The organism is Pseudescherichia vulneris, assembly GCF_902164725.1.
GTDB classification, from domain to species: domain Bacteria; phylum Pseudomonadota; class Gammaproteobacteria; order Enterobacterales; family Enterobacteriaceae; genus Pseudescherichia; species Pseudescherichia vulneris.
The window spans coordinates 2833968-2851949 of the sequence record NZ_LR607338.1 but is presented as its reverse complement, the minus strand read 5'-3'; the positions used below and the strand labels follow the sequence as shown (position 1 = coordinate 2851949).

At 57.4% G+C, this 17982-nt stretch carries 15 protein-coding genes; 9 read left to right on the top strand and 6 right to left on the bottom strand.

Annotated features, from left to right (window positions below; translation table 11 throughout):
• Positions 1-87 precede the first annotated feature (87 nt).
• Positions 88-447: an HVO_A0114 family putative DNA-binding protein gene (locus FN633_RS11955; protein WP_042390255.1), complete on the top strand. Its 360-nt coding sequence runs from the start codon at positions 88-90 to the stop codon at positions 445-447.
• Positions 448-536: 89 nt separating this feature from the next.
• On the opposite strand, the gene FN633_RS11950 is transcribed toward FN633_RS11955, so the two are convergent.
• Together FN633_RS11950 and FN633_RS11945 are read right to left on the bottom strand one after the other, a co-directional pair.
• Positions 537-1586, bottom strand: a complete 1050-nt coding sequence (locus FN633_RS11950) for an NAD(P)-dependent alcohol dehydrogenase (RefSeq protein WP_154057850.1) — start codon at positions 1584-1586, stop codon at positions 537-539.
• Positions 1587-1698: 112 nt separating this feature from the next.
• Positions 1699-2130 carry a hypothetical protein gene (locus FN633_RS11945; RefSeq protein WP_154057849.1) on the bottom strand — a complete coding sequence of 144 codons (432 nt, stop codon included), beginning with the start codon at positions 2128-2130 and terminating at the stop codon, positions 1699-1701.
• A gap of 360 nt (positions 2131-2490) precedes the next feature.
• On the opposite strand from FN633_RS11945, the gene FN633_RS11940 reads away from it, so the two are divergent.
• Positions 2491-3660 (top strand): J domain-containing protein, encoded by a 1170-nt coding sequence (locus tag FN633_RS11940; RefSeq protein ID WP_154057848.1) that lies wholly within the window; start codon positions 2491-2493, stop codon positions 3658-3660.
• A 5-nt stretch (positions 3661-3665) separates the two neighbouring features.
• Here FN633_RS11940 and FN633_RS11935 read toward each other — a convergent pair whose 3' ends face one another.
• A complete protein-coding gene (locus FN633_RS11935; RefSeq protein ID WP_154057847.1) occupies positions 3666-4436 on the bottom strand; it encodes a siderophore-interacting protein in 771 nt (256 codons plus the stop codon).
• Positions 4437-4606: 170 nt separating this feature from the next.
• Between FN633_RS11935 and FN633_RS11930 the strand changes: the two genes are divergently transcribed.
• Positions 4607-5125 (top strand): PadR family transcriptional regulator, encoded by a 519-nt coding sequence (locus FN633_RS11930; RefSeq protein ID WP_154057846.1) that lies wholly within the window; start codon positions 4607-4609, stop codon positions 5123-5125.
• Here the strand turns inward: FN633_RS11930 and FN633_RS11925 are convergent.
• Both FN633_RS11925 and FN633_RS11920 read right to left on the bottom strand, forming a co-directional pair.
• Positions 5122-6684 (bottom strand): methyl-accepting chemotaxis protein, encoded by a 1563-nt coding sequence (locus tag FN633_RS11925; protein WP_154057845.1) that lies wholly within the window; start codon positions 6682-6684, stop codon positions 5122-5124. The two genes, FN633_RS11930 and FN633_RS11925, sit on opposite strands and share 4 nt — an antisense overlap.
• A gap of 255 nt (positions 6685-6939) precedes the next feature.
• Positions 6940-8460, bottom strand: coding sequence for a methyl-accepting chemotaxis protein (locus FN633_RS11920; protein WP_154057844.1), 1521 nt, complete (start codon positions 8458-8460; stop codon positions 6940-6942).
• A 433-nt stretch (positions 8461-8893) separates the two neighbouring features.
• Between FN633_RS11920 and ygjG the strand changes: the two genes are divergently transcribed.
• Both ygjG and FN633_RS11910 read left to right on the top strand, forming a co-directional pair.
• Entirely contained in the window at positions 8894-10273 is a 1380-nt protein-coding gene (gene ygjG, locus FN633_RS11915) for a putrescine aminotransferase (RefSeq protein WP_208674058.1), read from the top strand.
• 148 nt (positions 10274-10421) lie between these two features.
• Positions 10422-12440 (top strand): NADPH-dependent 2,4-dienoyl-CoA reductase, encoded by a 2019-nt coding sequence (locus FN633_RS11910; protein WP_154057842.1) that lies wholly within the window; start codon positions 10422-10424, stop codon positions 12438-12440.
• A 63-nt stretch (positions 12441-12503) separates the two neighbouring features.
• On the opposite strand, the gene rlmG is transcribed toward FN633_RS11910, so the two are convergent.
• Entirely contained in the window at positions 12504-13640 is a 1137-nt protein-coding gene (gene rlmG, locus FN633_RS11905; RefSeq protein ID WP_042390239.1) for a 23S rRNA (guanine(1835)-N(2))-methyltransferase RlmG, read from the bottom strand.
• A gap of 86 nt (positions 13641-13726) precedes the next feature.
• Here rlmG and FN633_RS11900 point away from each other — a divergent pair, with 86 nt between their 5' ends.
• From FN633_RS11900 to sstT, 4 genes are all read left to right on the top strand, one after another.
• On the top strand, positions 13727-14230 hold the full coding sequence (locus tag FN633_RS11900) for a YgjP-like metallopeptidase domain-containing protein (RefSeq protein ID WP_042390237.1): 504 nt from the start codon (positions 13727-13729) through the stop codon (positions 14228-14230).
• Positions 14231-14297: 67 nt separating this feature from the next.
• On the top strand, positions 14298-15299 hold the full coding sequence (locus tag FN633_RS11895; RefSeq protein WP_154057841.1) for a Gfo/Idh/MocA family protein: 1002 nt from the start codon (positions 14298-14300) through the stop codon (positions 15297-15299).
• A 249-nt stretch (positions 15300-15548) separates the two neighbouring features.
• Complete coding sequence (locus FN633_RS11890; RefSeq protein WP_154057840.1) at positions 15549-16517, top strand: TerC family protein; 969 nt, start codon at positions 15549-15551, stop codon at positions 16515-16517.
• Between the two features lie 208 nt (positions 16518-16725).
• Positions 16726-17967 carry a serine/threonine transporter SstT gene (sstT, locus tag FN633_RS11885; RefSeq protein ID WP_154057839.1) on the top strand — a complete coding sequence of 414 codons (1242 nt, stop codon included), beginning with the start codon at positions 16726-16728 and terminating at the stop codon, positions 17965-17967.
• Positions 17968-17982: the final 15 nt, after the last annotated feature.

Here is a 17982-nt window from a genome sequence, read left to right as displayed (position 1 = left end):
TGTATAAGAAGTTTACGCGTTATCTGGACAGGCTGTTTGCTGACTTCCTTTCAGACGTAGAAACTATCCGTAAAGAGAAGGCATAACATGAAAACCGTAACGATTAAAATCGAAGCTATGAAAGATTTTTCGGCGGACGTGATGTCTGCTCTGAACGCAGCAGCGGCAGGGGAAAGAAGTACCGGTGATGATGTGATTTCGTTTCCTTCATGGGAGGTAATGCATAAGACGTTATCACCCAACAGAATGGGAATCTTACTTTCTATGGCTGGCTTCGGTGAAATGACGATCCGCGACATTGCTGCTCGGGTAGGACGCGATATCAAAGGCGTCCATACGGATGTTACCGCCCTGCTGAATAACGGATTATTGGAAAAAGGCACTCGTGGCACGCTATTTCCCTACGATGCTATCCATTTTGATTTCACTATCCGCGCCGCTGCTTAAACAGATAACGGACAGCCGCCCTCCCATACGTCAGAAGGCGGCATTTTGCCGGGTGGCGCTGCGCTTACCCGGCCTACGGTTTCCGTGTGTTACTCAGCCAGCGTAGCGCTGTCGATGACGAAGCGATATTTTACGTCGCCTTTGATCATGCGCTCCCAGGCCTCGTTGATCTCATCAGCGCGGATCATCTCAATATCAGCCACAATCCCGTGCTCGGCGCAAAAGTCGAGCATCTCCTGAGTTTCCGGAATACCGCCAATCATTGAGCCGGCAATCGAGCGGCGCTTCATGATCAGGCTAAAGACTTCCGGCGACGGATGCGGGGTAGCCGGTGCGCCCACCAGGGTCATGGTGCCGTCACGCTTCAGTAAGGCAGTGAAGGCGTCGAGGTTGTGCGGTGCAGCCACGGTGTTGAGGATAAAATCAAAGCTCTTGGTGTGGGCCTGCATCTCTTCCGGGTTGCGGGAGACCACAACCTCATCCGCACCCAGCGCTTTTGCCGCTTCGCGCTTGGATTCAGAGGTTGTGAACGCTACCACGTGTGCGCCCATCGCATGCGCAATCTTGATCCCCATGTGGCCCAGACCGCCGATGCCCACTACACCCACTTTTTTACCGGGGCCAGCCTGCCAGTGACGCAGCGGTGAGTAAGTGGTGATCCCCGCGCAGAGTAGCGGCGCAACGGCAGCCAGCTGATCTTCCGGGTGTTTAATACGCAGCACGTAGCGCTCATGGACTACGATCTGCTGCGAATAGCCACCAAGGGTATGGCCTGGAGCATCCGCCGTCGGGCCATTGTAGGTGCCGACCATATGATCGCAGTAGTTTTCCAGCCCCTCTTCGCAATCTTCGCAGTGCTTACAGCTGTCAACGATACAGCCTACGCCAACCAGATCGCCCTCTTTGTACCCGGTGACGTCGGAGCCGACGGCAGCAACGCGGCCAACGATCTCATGCCCCGGTACGCAAGGAAACAGCGTCCCGGCCCACTCGGCGCGGGCCTGGTGTACGTCCGAATGGCACACCCCGCAGTAGGCGATGGCGATCTGCACGTCGTGCGGGCCTGGCTCGCGGCGACTGATGTCCATCGGTTCGAGCGCCTGAGCAGCGGAAAGCGCACCAATTGCTTTGATTTTCATGGTAATAGCCTCTTACGGTACAATACAGGTGAATGAGGTGATTGAAGGAATTGTGTCGCTAAAAATTCTACACGGCTGGCATAATCTAGCCAGTTAATCACGCTTAATACGCTTATGAGTTAGATTCATGAATAGCGGCTTGGGCAGCTTTTACGATCTTCTGGCATAGCGCACTTTCTGACGCAGGACACTGAGAGGTAGCAAGGTCTACTGCTGTTTGCAGATCGCCTGAATCCAACGTTGAATCAATGTGGCTGAGTACCCACGTTTCAAAAGCGGTATTCTGTCTAGTTAACACGCTCAGCTTAGGCAACGCTTCCCATTTATCTACCAATAGACGGATAACTGCTTCAGAATTCCCTTCCGCAATACTGCCCTCATCGCACTGATGGAAACGTGTAAAGTTGTCATTCATTGCCTGCCAGCTTGTAAGGTGATCGACGGCCTGCTCTGCGGCTTCGACATCCTTTATAGTACATTCATCGGCTAATGCGTGACTGCTTAACAGTAGCGTCCCTATTAAAAACAGTACGGTTTTGTCCATTCAAAGATATCCTTGGTTCTAACAAATCTTCTTTACGTTACAGCAGCCTGGCCTGAAAATGACCGCCATTTAGTGCGCTGCAAAGTAATTTAGAGAATCATTGCTTATGGAACAAAGCCCCTCCTCTCTCACCGCGTGGCTGCCGCATTTTTTTGCCGAGTGGCCGCGTCGGGCGCTGGATAATCAGTCCGCTGAGCTANNNCGCTGCGCAGCGCGCTGGAGACCCTGGAAAAAGCCGTCCCGATTTTTGATGCTATTTTTGCCGCGGCGAATGATAATCTCTAGCGAAACGGTACTATTCCCTGTTCTCTTAATAACAACTACGCTTGAGTCAACTACCCAGGCGCACAGCGAAACGCCATGAACAAACCTATCAAACGGCTTGAGATCATAAAGAACGCCATTGAACTGGAGGATGAGATCATCATCTATAGTCAGCTTGGCTGGCTGCAAAGCAATGCTCAGGATCCTGAGCTGGCGTTTATCGTTGCGGCGCTGGAGCAGAAGAACTACTCCGCGGCGTTACAGGCTATCGCCGCCTGGCTACAGAGCCAGCGGGCGGTGACCCAGTGGCACGATCCCCAGGTGGCGGCCAGCAAGCTGGAGCTGAAGGCGCTGGAAGAGCAGATGCGGGAGTTGATCGATAAGCGCAACGCCCGCATTCAGATCCTCGACGACTTTAACGATAGCTATATGAAGCGTCTCGGGCCGATGATGGCGCAGATCCTGCGTCTTCGTCAGGCGCTGGCGGAAGCCACCCTGCGCAGGCAGCAGGCAGAGGCCCGGCGTCGGGAGGCGGACTACCTGCGCTGTCAGCAGTATATGGCTCAGGCCGTTGAGACGCTGGCTTCGCTGACCCAGCGCTGGCGCAGCCTGCCCGCCAGCTCGTCGCAGGCGGCCGATACCCGCCGCCGCGTCCAGCAGCAAAATGCATTGATTACCTCCCTGCTAGCCGAAGCCCAGGAGCTGGAAAAAGGACTCATCCGCGAGGAGGAGCCGGCCCGCCAGGCGCGGGACGAGGCACGTCAGGAGTATGAGGAGTACCAGGAGCAGCAGCACGATGCCCAGGCCCGGTTTAGCTTTGAGCAGAAGCTCTCCCAGGACGAGCGTCAGGAGCTGAAAAAACTGTGGCGTCAGGCTAGCAAGCTGTGCCATCCGGATCTGGTGGACGACGATCTCAAAGACGAGGCCAACGCCATGATGGTACAGCTTAACCAGGCCCGGCAGCGCGGCGACGTTGCCGCCGTCCGCTCGCTCTTTGCCCGCCTGCAAAAAGGGCTGGGGCCGCTAATGGCCAGCGACAGGCTCAACGATCTCACCCGCCTGCGGGCACGGATCGCGGAGGTAAAGGCCCATATCGCCGGGCTGCTGGCGGAGCTTAGCAAGCTGGAGGGCGAGAGCGCCTGGCAGCTGGTCTCTTCCTTAAAGGATCAGGAGGGTTACTTCGTACAGCAGGAGAAAGCCCTGGCAGAGGTGTGCACCTCGCTGGAGCGACAGGTCAGCGAGGTGCAGTACGACGCGGTTGCCTGACGCCGTTACTTATCGTGCCAGTAGGCGGCAGCGCGCACCAGCTGCGGATCGATAGCGTCAGTCTCAAACCGGCGGCTGACGTTTTTCACGACCTTCCCTTCCCCGGTTAGCCAGATATAGTAATCGTCCTGCGGGACGTTAACCTGCGCCAGACGCCGATCCAGCGCCTCTTCGCTATGACCGACAATCCACTCGATGGCAAACTCATCCAGATGCGCCAGATACTCCTTATAGCGTTCGTCACCGATGGTCACGATGGCCGTCACCTGCGGGCGTTCCGCCAGCTGGCGCAGCGTCTCCAGGCGGCGGCGTAGCGCAGGCATGCCGCTCTCGTCGCAGGCGTAGAGCTGCCAGGCGTAATCTTCCGGCACCACCAGCGAACCGCGTGGCCCGCCGATGGTCAGGTTATCCCCTACCTGCGCATTTTCAGCCCAGCGGCTGGCGACCCCGCCGTCGTGAATGAAAAAGTCGAGGCTCAGCTCGTGGCGGGCTTCGTCGTAGAGCGGGGTGTAGTCGCGCGAGGCGGGACGCACGCCGTCACCCCAAACGATGCCCTCTTCCGTTACCGTCGGCGGCACAAACTGCTGGCCCGGCTCCGGGAAGAATACCTTGGTGTGATCGTCAAAGCCTTGGCTGCTAAAGCCCGCCAGCGCCTCTCCCCCCAGCACGATACGCTGGAAACCTGCTCCGATGCGCTCCACGCGCAGCACCGTCAGTTCGCGGAAGCGCAGCTCATTGCGCACGCGCTGCGGATAACGTCGATCTTGTTTCGTCATGTTAGCCATCCCAGGTTGAATACGATATATCTAAATAAATTTTAAATGATAATGATTGCTGATTAGAGAGATTGCAAGAATTTTTTTGATAGCATTAGACAAGCAGTGATGCCGGGATGTAGACTTACTTTAGACATAATTTAGATATATCAAAAAAAGAGGCTGTAATCATGCACCATGCTGAAGATCATCCCCATCATCATCACGGCCACGGCGGTGGACGCCGTCAGCGCTTCTTCGGCCACGGCGAGCTGCGGCTGGTGGTGTTAGATATCCTCACCCGCAACGCCAGCCACGGCTATGAGCTGATCAAAGAGATCGAAAACCTGACCCAAGGCCACTATACCCCCAGCCCCGGCGTGATCTACCCGACCCTCGACTTCTTACAGGAGCAGGCGTTTATTGAGATTAGCGAAGAGGAGAGCGGACGTAAAAAGATTGCCATTACCGAGGCAGGTCAGCGGTGGCTGGAGGAGAACCAGGAGCATCTCGGACATATTCAGGCGCGGATCAAAGCGCGCGGCGTCGGGCACCAGCTGCGTAAAAATCCGCAGATGAAACGCGCCCTGGATAACTTCAAGGCCGTATTGGATCTCAAAGTGAACCATGAAGAGATAAGCCCCGCCCAGCTGAAACAGATCATCGGCGTGATCGACCGGGCGGCGCTAGAAATCTCCCAGATGGATTAAGCGGTCGCCTCTGTCTGGCTAACGCGGAATACCTTGATCAGTCCCTTCAGATGCTGCGCCTGCTCGTTCAGCGATGCCGCTGCTGCCACGGACTCCTCCACCAGGCTGGAGTTCTGCTGGGTGGTGGCGTCGATCAGGCCAATGGCGCTGTTAATCTGCGAGATCCCCTCCGTCTGCTCATGGCTGGCGTGGCCAATTTGCCGCAGGATGGTGTCCATCTCTTCGACGTTGCTCACCATGCCGTTGATCAGCCCGCCCGCTTTTTCCACCAGCGCCATCCCTTCCCGCGCCTGGGTCGTGGAGTCCTCAATTAGCTGGCGAATATCATTCGCCGATGAGGCACTTTTCTGCGCCAGCTGGCGTACCTCCCCGGCCACCACCGCAAAGCCACGTCCGTGCTCGCCCGCACGCGCGGCTTCAACCGCCGCGTTGAGCGCCAGAATATTGGTCTGGAAAGCGATGGCGTCGATCAGATTGATGATGTCGGACATGCGGCTGGAGGTATCGTTGATGACGCGCATCTTCTCCGTTACCTGTTTCATCATCGCGCCGTTGGTTTTTACCACCGTCGCCGCGTCGGCGGAGAGCTGGGTCGCTTCGGTAGTGTGGCTGGCGGTATTTTTCACCGTGGCGGTGATCTGCTCCATAGAGGCCGCGGTCTGCTCAACGGAGCTGGCCTGCTCTTCGGTGCGGGCCGCCAGATCCTGATTACCGGCCACGATCTGCGCGGCGGCGCTGGAGATATTCTCTGAGCCGTACTGCACCTCCTGCACAATCTCCAGCAGTCGGGTCTTCATCGCCATCAACGCACTGAGCAGGACGCCAGTTTCGTCGCGGTGCTTCACCTCAATCGAGTGGGTCAGATCCCCGGCGGCAATCGCCTCTGCCAGATCCACCGCCTGCCCCAGCGGACGAGTGATGGCACGCACAATGACGGTGCCCATCAGCACGGCAATAGCGATGCTGACCACCGCCAGCAGGATCAGCATCAGGCGGTTGGTGTTGAAGTCACTGTCGACCTGCTTACCCGCATCGCGCATCCGCGCATCCTGAATCGCGATCAGCTCCAGCACCTTCTGCTTATAGGCATTCTGGATAGGCACGGTGGTGTTCATCATCTCCTGGACAGCGGCTTCCCGGTTGCCAACCTTCACCGCCTCTAAAATGCGGAAGCGGGAGTCAAGATACTGCTGGCGTACGCCGCGCAGGTCGGTGAGGATCTTCTGCGCTTGGGGGTCATCAAGCTGTTTCGTCAGGGTATCCAGCAGTACCGTAATTTCGCCGCTGATGGCGGTCAGCTGCTGCTGCATACTCTCGTTCCACTTCCCTTCGCTATCCAGCAGCATCAGCTGCTGGGTGCTGACAAAGGTCTGAAACTTGTCGATAAGCTGGTTCGCTTTAACCGTGGTGGGATAATCACTGTTCACAATAGTCTGCATGCCGTTATTTGCGCGGTTCAGGCTAAATAGTGAAAGGCAGGAGCTGGCTACCATTAATACAATAAAGAATCCGAATGCCAGAAATAACTTTGTCCCAATCTTTACGTCATGTAAGAACATATATACTCCATCAAAATGATTATCTTTAAGACGATCACGTTATCGGTAACGGAGCAGCTAACTTTATGACTTTGATCGCTTTTATAGACGATATATCCTTCGATAAATAGGCGCAGACTATTAATTGCAGGGCATCGATCGTTATATGAGCGTAAGTAGCACGATTTAACAAATATATTAAAAATCAATTACAAGATTGCAAAAAAAATGCCGCCCGATCGCGTTCAATCGGGCGGCATGAATAAGATGTACTAATTAATGCAGGACGGTAACGGCATCTTCCAGACGGTTAGCGCGATGCTTAACCATCGCTGAGATTTGCGCACTCTCCTCGACCAGCTCAGCATTTTTCTGCGTGATGCCGTCTAGCTCGGCCACCGCCCGAGTGAGCTCTGACAAGCCCGTGGCCTGCTCCGAGGTAGAGTGGCTGATCTGGGCAATCAGGCGCGTCACGTTTTTCACCTGCTCTACGATATCGTCCATGGTACGCCCAGCGGCGTGAACCTGATCCGCGCCGGACTGTACCTTGCTGGCGCTGGCATCAATCAGCTTGCGGATATCATTCGCCGCGTTGGCGCTGCGGTTTGCCAGATGACGAACTTCCCCGGCTACCACGGCAAAGCCTTTGCCCTGCTCCCCAGCGCGAGCCGCTTCAACCGCCGCGTTGAGCGCCAGAATATTGGTCTGGAAAGCAATGTCATTGATAAGCGTAGTGATAGAGCCAATGCGCTGTGTGCTGTCGGCAATATCATCCATGGTTTTCACTACCGTCTGCATCGCCTCCCCGCCTTCGCTCGCCGCCGTGCTCGCCGCCATCGACAGCTTATCGACTTCGGCGGCGGTTTCGGAGTTGCTCTGCACCGACGCCGCCATCTGGTTCATGGTGGCCACGGTCTGCTGGACGTTGGTCACCGTCTGGCGAGTGCGGTCGTTGAGGTCTTCATTGCCCTGGGCCAGGCGTTCGCTACCGTTACGTACGCTGGCTACCTGACCGGAAATATCATGAATTAACCAGCGGCACATCAGGCCTAGCTGGCCGACGGCGCGCAGGGTAAGCCCCAGCTCGTCGCTGCGGTTGAGATGCTCCACGCTGTTACGCTCGCCGGTGGCAACCTTCAGCGCTTGACGCGCCACGTTCTCTACCGGGCGGACAATCTGCTGCTCAAACAGCAACGTCCCCAGCAGCATCACCACCGCACTGGCTGCTATTGCGATCCACCCGGCATGGCTTAACGTGAGCGAGGCCGCCATCAGCGCAAACAGCACCGCCATTATGCCGCGTACCCGCCAGCGCAGCGGCATGGCCGGCAGCTTGCCAAGCCAGCCTTTACGCACCACCAGCCCCTTGTGGATCCGCCGGTTGCAGCGCCCTTCACTCAGCGCCTTGTAGAGCGGCTCAACGGCAGCAATCTCTTCCGGCGTCGCCCGGTTACGGATCGACATATAGCCCGTGGTCTGGCCGTTACGCACCACCGGCACCGCGTTAGCCCGCACCCAGTAGTGATCGCCATTTTTACGGCGGTTTTTCACAATGCCGCTCCACGGCTCGCCCTGCTGAAGCGTGTACCACATGTCGGCAAAGGCCGCTTTCGGCATATCCGGATGGCGTACCAGATTGTGCGGCTGCCCCAAAAGCTCATTAAGCGTATAGCCGCTCACCTGCACAAAAGTGTCATTGGCATGGGTCATGTAGCTTTGCAGATCGGTGGTGGACATCAGGGTGGTGTCATCGTCCAGGGCGTACTCGGTCTGGGTGACATAGGGTTGAGAGGACATGGCGGGCATTCCTTGCAGGTGTTATATGTTAATTTTTTAGACTAATCATTTTTCGGCGGTAAAAAATTTATCTTTAGTTGTTAAAACCGATCGCGATCGCAAAAAATCACTAAACCGCACTTTTTATACGTCCTTCTAATATATTGATTTCAAATACTTTCAGAATGAAACTATCAGTATGAGAGTATACGTCTTGCCCGTTTGTGCAGCACGCCTTGCACTACGCTGGTGCAGTCGATGCCGTAAGCCTGCAAAAACCTTCGAAAAATGCCCGGCGGCTACCCACGGGGGATATCTTTTGGCATGATTAAATTTTGTTCAGCGCTGTTTTTACCTGGCGTTTATCCCGATTTTTGCTACCCGTGCCGAAGTGGCGTAATCCCTGCAATAATTTATGCAGTATCGCGTGATACGCCATCCCCGGGAGCTCATTTTGAACAGGTTACCTTCCAGCGCATCGGCCCTCGCCTGTAGCGCACACGCCCTGAATCTCATTGAGAAGCGAACGCTTGATCATGAGGAGATGAAAGAACTTAACCGAGAGGTGATTGATTACTTTAAAGAGCATGTAAATCCTGGATTTTTAGAGTACCGCAAGTCTGTTACTGCTGGCGGGGATTACGGAGCCGTAGAGTGGCAAGCAGGAAGTCTCAATACGCTTGTCGACACCCAGGGACAGGAGTTTTTAGATTGCCTGGGTGGATTTGGTATTTTTAATGTGGGGCACCGTAATCCAGTTGTGGTTTCCGCCGTACAGAATCAACTCGCGAAACAACCGCTTCACAGCCAGGAGCTGCTCGATCCGCTCCGGGCCATGCTGGCAAAAACCCTCGCTGCCCTGGCACCGGGCAAACTCAAGTACAGCTTCTTTAGCAATAGCGGCACCGAGTCCGTTGAGGCGGCTCTCAAGCTGGCGAAGGCGTATCAGTCGCCGCGCGGGAAGTTTACCTTTGTCGCCACCAGCGGCGCATTCCACGGCAAGTCCCTCGGGGCGCTCTCCGCGACGGCAAAATCTGCCTTCCGTAAACCCTTTATGCCGCTGCTGCCAGGCTTCCGCCATGTTCCCTTTGGCGATATTGAGGCGATGCGCACTCTGCTCTCCGAGTGCCATAAAACCGGTGATGACGTAGCAGCGGTGATCCTGGAGCCGATTCAGGGCGAAGGCGGTGTGATCCTGCCGCCGACGGGATACCTCCCAGCCGTGCGTAAGCTGTGCGATGAGTTTGGCGCGCTGCTGATCTTTGATGAAGTGCAGACCGGCATGGGCCGTACCGGCAGGATGTTCGCCTGCGAGCATGAGAACGTGCAGCCGGATATCCTCTGCCTTGCTAAGGCGCTCGGCGGCGGCGTGATGCCTATCGGCGCGACGATTGCGACCGAGGAGGTCTTCTCGGTGCTGTTCGACAACCCGTTCCTGCACACCACTACCTTTGGCGGTAACCCGCTGGCCTGTGCGGCAGCGCTGGCAACCATCAACGTGCTGCTGGAGGAGAACCTCCCGGCGCAGGCCGAGCAGAAAGGTGACATGCTGCTGGACGGTTTCCGCCTGCTGGCGCGTCAGTACCCGGAGCTGGTGCACGACGTGCGCGGCAAAGGGATGCTGATGGCGATTGAGTTTATCGATAACGAGAGCGGATACAACTTTGCCAGCGAAATGTTCCGCCAGCGTGTGCTGGTGGCGGGCACGCTGAACAATGCCAAAACTATTCGTATCGAACCGCCGTTAACCCTAACGGTTGAACAGTGCGAGCAGGTGCTGAAAGCGGCCGGGCTGGCGCTGGCGGCCCTGAGCGTCTCCACTGAAAAAGCCTGACTACGTTGGCCCCCGTTTACGGATGGGGGCCAACGCCATTCTTTGAATCCCATCACAACTGCTTCACGCGCCTTTTCCCTTTTATCTTGCGACGGCTAAATTAGAACTCATCCGACCACATAACAATAATTTTATACTGGAAGAGACAATGCGCTATTCGTCGCTGTTTGCCCCTCTCGATCTGGGCTTTACCACCCTGAAAAACCGCGTGCTGATGGGCTCAATGCATACCGGCCTTGAGGAGCGCCCCGATGGCCCTGAGCGCCTCGCGGCCTTTTACGCCGAGCGCGCCCGTCACGGCGTGGCGCTGATTGTCACCGGCGGCGTGGCTCCGGCGCTCTCTGGCGTAACGATGGCGGGCGGTGCGGCGCTGTGCGATGCCAGCCAGCTCCCGCATCATCAGTTAGTCACCGAGGCGGTACATCAGGAAGGCGGTAAAATCGCCCTGCAGATCCTGCATACCGGACGCTATAGCTATCAGCCGCAGCTGGTGGCTCCCTCGGCTATTCGAGCCCCTATTAACCGCTTTACCCCCCATGCCCTGACCCACGATGAGATCCTGGTCCTGATCGAGGATTTCGCGCGCTGCGCCCTGCTTGCCCGCGAGGCGGGCTACGACGGGGTGGAGATCATGGGGTCGGAGGGGTATCTGATTAACGAGTTTCTCGCGGCCCGTACCAACCAGCGCGACGATGAGTGGGGAGGCGATTACACGCGCCGGATGCGTTTTGCTACCGAAGTGGTGCGTGCCGTGCGCCAGCGCGTAGGCAGCGATTTTATCATTATCTACCGCCTGTCGATGCTCGATTTAGTCGAGGATGGCGGCACGTTCGAGGAGACGGTGCAGCTGGCAAAAGCCGTAGAGGCCGCAGGCGCAACCATCATCAATACCGGGATTGGCTGGCACGAGGCGCGCATTCCCACTATCGCCACGCCGGTGCCACGTGCCGCCTTTAGCTGGGTGACGCGCAAGCTGAAGGGGCACGTCTCGGTGCCGCTAATCACCACTAACCGAATTAACGATCCCGGCGTTGCCGACGAGGTGTTGGCGCGCGGCGATGCCGATATGGTCTCAATGGCCCGCCCTTTTCTCGCCGATGCAGAGATCCTGTCGAAGGCGCAGAGCGGCCGTGAGGCGGAGATCAACACCTGTATCGGCTGCAACCAGGCCTGCCTCGATCGGATTTTCGCTGGCAAGGTGACCTCCTGCCTGGTTAATCCCCGCGCCTGTCACGAGACGATCATGCCGATCGTTCCGGCATTAACAGCGAAAAAGCTGGCGGTGGTCGGCGCAGGTCCGGCGGGGCTGGCCTTTGCGGTGAACGCTGCCCAGCGCGGCCATCAGGTGACCCTGTTCGATGCGGGGGCAGAGATCGGCGGCCAGTTTAATATTGCCAAGCAGATCCCAGGCAAAGAGGAGTTCTACGAAACCCTGCGCTACTACCGGCGAATGATCGATATTACCGGCATCCGTTTGCAGCTCAACCGGCTGGTGGGCGCAGAGGATCTTATCGACTTTGACGAGACGATCCTCGCCTGCGGCATCGAGCCACGGATCCCGCCGATCGAGGGGATCGATCACCCGAAGGTGCTGACGTATCTGGCGGTACTGCGCGATAAGGTGCCGGTGGGCGCAAAGGTGGCGATTATCGGCTGCGGCGGCATCGGCTTCGATACCGCTATGTACCTGAGCCAGCCGGGAGAGCCGTCCAGCCAAAACATTGCCGAGTTTTGCGTTGAGTGGGGAATAGATACCAGTTTACGGCAGGTTGGCGGCCTGCGTCCCGAGGGGGCATTGCAGCCGAAAAGCCCGAGGCAGATAGTAATGCTCCAGCGTAAGCCAGGTAAACCCGGCGAGGGGCTGGGGAAAACCACCGGCTGGATCCACCGCGCTACGCTGCTGTCGCGTGGGGTGAAGATGATCCCGGCGGTGAGCTATCAGAAGATCGACGATGAGGGGCTGCACGTGCTGATCGACGGCGAACCGCAGCTGTTGGCGGTGGATCACGTTGTGCTCTGTGCAGGTCAGGAGCCGCGCCGTGATCTGGCCGATCCGCTGCGGGCGGCAGGAAAAACGGTGCATCTGATTGGCGGCTGCGACGTGGCGATGGAGCTGGATGCCCGCCGCGCCATCGCGCAGGGAACAACGCTAGCGTTAGCGATTTAATATATGCCCGGTGGCGCTGCGCTTACCGGGCCTACAACATTACGAGGCCCAACGGAATGGGAATTAACGCCTGCGCGCCAGCTTCACCGCCTTCAGCACCACAAACTTGCTGTTGGTAGCGACGGTGGTGCAGTTGCCGAAGATCTTCTTCAGCTTATGGAAGTAGTCCAGGTGGCGGTTAGCCACGATATACAGCTCGCCGTTGGTTTTCAGGCAGCGACGGGCGTGGTGGAACATCTCCCAGGCGATGTGATCCGTCAGGGCGTGCTTCTGGTGGAACGGCGGGTTGCAGAACACCGCGTTGAAGCGGTACGGCTCTACGCCAGAGAGCGCGTTGTTGATCATAAACTCGCAGCGATCCTGCGCGTCGGGCATGTTGGTCTCGACGTTCAGGCGGCTGGAGGCCACCGCCATCGGCGACTCATCAACAAACACCACCTGCGCCTCAGGGTTCTTCTCCAGCAGGGTCAGGCCAATCACGCCGTTACCGCAGCCGAGATCGACAATCTCCCCCTCCAGGTTTTCCGGCAGGTGCTGGAGGAAGAAGCGCGCGCCAATATCTAGCCCGGTACGGGAGAAGACGTTGGCGTGGTTATGAATAGTCCACGGCGTACCGTCCAGCTTCCAGCTCAGGGTCTCTTGCACATCATTTAACGCCGGAGCGTTAAAGGTACAGTTCACCAAACGCGCCTTTTTCCACGCCAGCGTGGTGGTGGTCGGGCCGAGGATCTTCTCAAACAGCTCCAGCGTCGAGTTGTGAATATCGCGGGCTTTGGTGCCAGCGATAATCCGCGTCTCTGGCGTCACGACCTGACGCAGGGCGCGCAGCTGCTGCTCTAGCAGCGCCAGCGTTTTTGGGATCTTGATCAGCACGACGCCTGGCGCGGCCGGATAGGCGGCGGTGCTGTCGAGGAAGGTGACGCTGCCCTCATCCAGCTCGTTGTGACGCAGGTTCTCCCGGGTCGCCAGTTCGCTTAAGTAGGAGTCGCCGATGCTGAAAGGCGTATGCTCCACCAGCGCGCAGGCCAGCGCCCCAAAGGTATCGTTAAAAATCAGGACCGGGCCGCTGATTTCGGTTTCGTCCAGCTGCTGCAGCAGATACTCATCGGCTGCTTCCCACGCCTGCAGCGGGTTTACGTCGTCCGTTTCCGGAAAACGCTTTAAGTTTAGTGAACGGAAACCGTTGTCTGAATGGCTCATCGGCCCTCCTGGATGGTAAAATTCGGTGTTGTCCCCTGAGCGGGGGCGTGAGTATACCCTTTTTTAACTGTTATCGCGGGGCAATAATGAGCAATCTTCTCTATCTCCAGGGCTATCCGGAAAATCTACTGGCCCAGGTGCAGTCGCTCATTGCGCAAAATCGCCTTGGCGAGGTGCTGGAGAAACGCTATCCGGGCCAGCACAGCGTCACCACCGATAAAGCGCTCTATAGCTATATTCAGGATCTGAAAAGCGAGTTCCTGCGCAACGCGCCGCCGATCAACAAGGTGGCCTACGACAATAAGATCCACGTCCTGAAGAACGCCCTCGGTCTGCATACCGCCGTCTCCCGGGTACAGGGCGGCAAGCTGAAGGCCAAGGCAGAGATCCGCATCGCCACCGTGTTTCGCAGCGCGCCGGAGCCGTTCTTGCGCATGATCGCCGTCCACGAGCTGGCGCATCTTAAGGAGAAGGAGCACGACAAAGCCTTCTACCAGCTGTGCTGCCATATGGAGCCGCAGTACCACCAGCTGGAGTTCGATACCCGCCTGTGGCTGACGCACCGCTCCCTTAGCGATTTTGCGCAATAGCGCACTCGTTTTGTCATTCTGACATGCTACATTGGGCAGACTGTCCCCGATGGAGCATAAAGGATTTATGATACGTTTCGCAGTCGTTGGCACCAACTGGATCACCCGCCAGTTCGTTGATGCCGCCCATGAGACCGGCAAGCTGAAGCTGACCGGCGTCTACTCCCGCAGCCTTGAGCAGGCCGAGCACTTTGCCAGCGATTATCCCGTTGAGCATCTCTTTACCTCGCTCGACGCCCTGGCGCAGAGTGAGTCTATCGACGCGGTGTATATCGCCAGCCCCAACTCCCTGCACTTCTCGCAGACCGAGCTCTTTTTACGCCATAAGAAGCATGTGATCTGCGAGAAGCCGCTGGCCTCAAATTTTCAGGAAGTCGAGGCGGCCATCGCGGTTGCGCAGGAAAACGGCGTCGTGCTGTTTGAAGCGTTTAAAACCGCCGCGCTGCCTAACTTCCAGCTGGTGCAGCAGTCGCTGCCGAAGGTGGGTACGCTGCGGAAGGTGTTCTTTAACTACTGCCAGTACTCCTCACGCTATCCGCGCTACCTCAACGGCGAGAACCCCAATACCTTCAATCCGGCCTTCTCTAACGGCTCGATCATGGATATTGGCTTCTACTGCCTGGCCTCAGCGGTAGCGCTGTGGGGCGAGCCGCAGAGCGTGCAGGCCACCGCCAGCCTGCTGCCGAGCGGCGTCGACGGTCACGGCGTAGCGGTGCTGAACTACGGTGACTTTAGCGTCACGTTGCAGCACTCCAAGGTCAGCGACTCCTCGTTGGCCAGCGAGATCCAGGGGGAAGATGGCGCGCTGGTGATTGAACACCTCTCCGAGTGCCAGCGCGTGTCGTTTGTGCCGCGCGGCGGCAAGCCGCAGGAGATCACCCAGCCGCAGCATATCAACACCATGCTCTATGAAGCGGAGCGGTTTGCCCAGCTGGTAGATGAGAACACGGTTAACCACGCTGGCCTTGAGGTGAGCCGTATTACTGCCAGGCTGCTCACCGAGATCCGCCGCCAGACGGGCGTGGTTTCCCCTGCAGATACCACACCTGTAACTCGCTCCCTGGCGTAAAGGTATGTAAAACCGGAGGGGGCTGACATTGACGCCCTCTCTGCTCTGACATATTTTGTTACTAGCAAAGGGGAGTAACTTCTTCGCCGGCAGGTCGTCATTACGATGCGTTTACGCATCCGGTCGCCGGGCATCCTGAACAGGGTGTAAGTGAGACCTTGCCGAAAGGCGAGGCCCTGTGCTCTAAAAACAAGCGGCTGCCGTCTTTCGACGTTGGCCGTTTTTGTTTTTATTGCAAGGAAACTCTTTATGAATAGTGTCGGCACACCGCTCCTGTGGGGCGGATTCGCTGTAGTGGTTGTGATCATGCTGGCTATCGACCTTCTGCTTCATGGCCGTCGTGGCACCCATACCATGACCATGAAACAGGCGGCCGGCTGGTCGATCCTGTGGGTCACTCTCTCGCTGCTGTTTAACGCCGCCTTCTGGTGGTATCTGGCAAGCACCGAAGGACGGGCCGTGGCCGATCCGCAGGCGCTCGCCTTCCTCACCGGCTACCTGATCGAAAAAGCGCTGGCGGTGGATAACGTCTTTGTCTGGCTGATGCTGTTCAGCTACTTCTCCATCCCGCCTGCGCTCCAGCGTCGGGTACTGATCTACGGCGTACTGGGCGCGATTGTACTGCGTACCATCATGATCTTCGCCGGTAGCTGGCTGATCACGCAGTTCGAGTGGCTGCTCTACGTCTTCGGTGCGTTCCTGCTCTTCACCGGGGTCAAAATGGCGTTGGCGAAAGAGGACGAGGCCGGGATCGGCGACAAGCCGATGGTGCGCTGGCTGCGCGGACATCTGCGCATGACCGATACCATCGATAACGAGCACTTCTTCGTGCGCCGCAACGGCCTGCTGTATGCCACCCCGCTGCTGCTGGTGCTGATCCTTGTCGAGCTGAGCGACGTGATCTTTGCGGTGGACAGCATCCCGGCGATCTTCGCCGTCACCACCGACCCGTTTATTGTGCTGACCTCAAACCTGTTCGCTATTCTCGGCCTGCGTGCGATGTACTTCCTGCTGGCGGGTGTGGCAGAGCGTTTTGCAATGCTGAAGTATGGTCTGTCGGTGATCCTGGTGTTTATCGGTATCAAGATGCTGATCGTCGATTTCTACCATATCCCGATTGCTATCTCGCTGGGCGTAGTGGGCGGTATCCTGGCGGTGACCCTGCTGATCAATGCCTGGGTTAACCATCAGAACGACAAGAAGCAGCGACTCTCATAATCATTACGCCGGGCGGCGTGAGCGCCGCCCGGAAAAATGTAAATACTTAGTTAAAAACTTTGACGCAGTACGTAAAATCCAGCACGTTGCACTTCCCCTCGATAGTTCTTTCCATATACTCAACCAGGCAAACATTCAGTTACATTCGGACATAAACGTGACACAGAGCACATTCCGACTGGAACGCAATTTCACTTAAGGAACTATCATGGCGACACAACCGTCTGGCCTGCTCAAGCATATAATGCAGGGCAGCCTCGTAAAACAGATCCTGATCGGATTGGTACTCGGTATTCTGCTGGCGTGGATCTCCAAGCCTGCGGCAATTGCCGTGGGGCTGCTTGGCACCCTCTTCGTTGGCGCGCTGAAGGCCGTTGCACCGGTGCTGGTCCTGATGCTGGTTATGGCCTCTATTGCTAACCACCAGCACGGGCAGAAAACCAGTATCCGCCCTATTCTGTTTCTCTATCTGCTGGGGACCTTCTCCGCCGCGCTGACGGCGGTAGTGTTCAGCTTCCTGTTCCCCTCGACGCTTCAGCTGGTTACCGGCGCGACGGAGATCACGCCACCATCAGGCATCGTTGAGGTGCTGCGCGGCCTGTTGATGAGCATGGTCTCTAACCCGGTCGACGCTCTGTTGAACGCCAACTACATCGGTATTCTGGTTTGGGCAGTCGGGCTGGGCTTTGCCCTGCGCCATGGTAACGAGACGACCAAAAATCTGCTGAATGATGTCTCCAGCGCGGTAACCTTTATGGTGCTGCTGGTGATCCGCTTTGCCCCTATCGGTATCTTCGGCCTGGTTGCTTCGACTCTCGCCACCACCGGTTTTGACACCCTGTTTGGCTATGCTCAGCTGCTGGTGGTACTGATCGGCTGTATGCTGCTGGTAGCGCTGATCATCAACCCGCTGCTGGTATTCTGGAAGATCCGCCGTAACCCCTATCCGCTGGTATTCATGTGCCTGCGCGAAAGCGGGGTCTACGCCTTCTTTACCCGCAGCTCGGCGGCCAACATTCCGGTTAACATGGCGCTGTGTGAAAAGCTGAACCTGGATCGCGACACCTACTCCGTCTCCGTGCCGCTGGGCGCGACGATTAACATGGCGGGCGCGGCGATCACTATTACGGTGCTGACCCTGGCGGCGGTACACACTCTGGGTATTCCGGTGGATCTGCCTACGGCGCTGCTGCTGAGCGTGGTGGCCTCCCTGTGCGCCTGCGGTGCCTCCGGCGTGGCGGGCGGCTCGCTGCTGCTGATCCCGCTGGCCTGTAATATGTTTGGCATCCCGAACGATATTGCCATGCAGGTCGTGGCGGTGGGCTTTATTATCGGCGTGCTGCAGGACTCCTGCGAAACGGCACTGAACTCCTCTACCGACGTGCTCTTTACCGCCGCAGCCTGTATGGCGGAAGACGAACGCCTGGCGAAAAATGCCCTGCGCAGCTAACAGAAAAGCCCGGTA

Bases quoted from the DNA above. Each gene is read 5' to 3' on its own strand.
- FN633_RS11910 (WP_154057842.1), top strand. From the start codon at position 10,422: ATGCGCTATTCGTCGCTGTTTGCCCCTCTCGATCTGGGCTTTACCACC.
- FN633_RS11890 (WP_154057840.1), top strand. From the start codon at position 15,549: ATGAATAGTGTCGGCACACCGCTCCTGTGGGGCGGATTCGCTGTAGTG.
- FN633_RS11940 (WP_154057848.1), top strand. From the start codon at position 2,491: ATGAACAAACCTATCAAACGGCTTGAGATCATAAAGAACGCCATTGAA.
- rlmG (WP_042390239.1), bottom strand. From the start codon at position 13,640: ATGAGCCATTCAGACAACGGTTTCCGTTCACTAAACTTAAAGCGTTTT.
- FN633_RS11895 (WP_154057841.1), top strand. From the start codon at position 14,298: ATGATACGTTTCGCAGTCGTTGGCACCAACTGGATCACCCGCCAGTTC.
- FN633_RS11930 (WP_154057846.1), top strand. From the start codon at position 4,607: ATGCACCATGCTGAAGATCATCCCCATCATCATCACGGCCACGGCGGT.
- FN633_RS11955 (WP_042390255.1), top strand. From the start codon at position 88: ATGAAAACCGTAACGATTAAAATCGAAGCTATGAAAGATTTTTCGGCG.
- FN633_RS11935 (WP_154057847.1), bottom strand. From the start codon at position 4,436: ATGACGAAACAAGATCGACGTTATCCGCAGCGCGTGCGCAATGAGCTG.
- FN633_RS11945 (WP_154057849.1), bottom strand. From the start codon at position 2,130: ATGGACAAAACCGTACTGTTTTTAATAGGGACGCTACTGTTAAGCAGT.
- FN633_RS11920 (WP_154057844.1), bottom strand. From the start codon at position 8,460: ATGTCCTCTCAACCCTATGTCACCCAGACCGAGTACGCCCTGGACGAT.
- FN633_RS11900 (WP_042390237.1), top strand. From the start codon at position 13,727: ATGAGCAATCTTCTCTATCTCCAGGGCTATCCGGAAAATCTACTGGCC.
- sstT (WP_154057839.1), top strand. From the start codon at position 16,726: ATGGCGACACAACCGTCTGGCCTGCTCAAGCATATAATGCAGGGCAGC.
- FN633_RS11925 (WP_154057845.1), bottom strand. From the start codon at position 6,684: ATGTTCTTACATGACGTAAAGATTGGGACAAAGTTATTTCTGGCATTC.
- FN633_RS11950 (WP_154057850.1), bottom strand. From the start codon at position 1,586: ATGAAAATCAAAGCAATTGGTGCGCTTTCCGCTGCTCAGGCGCTCGAA.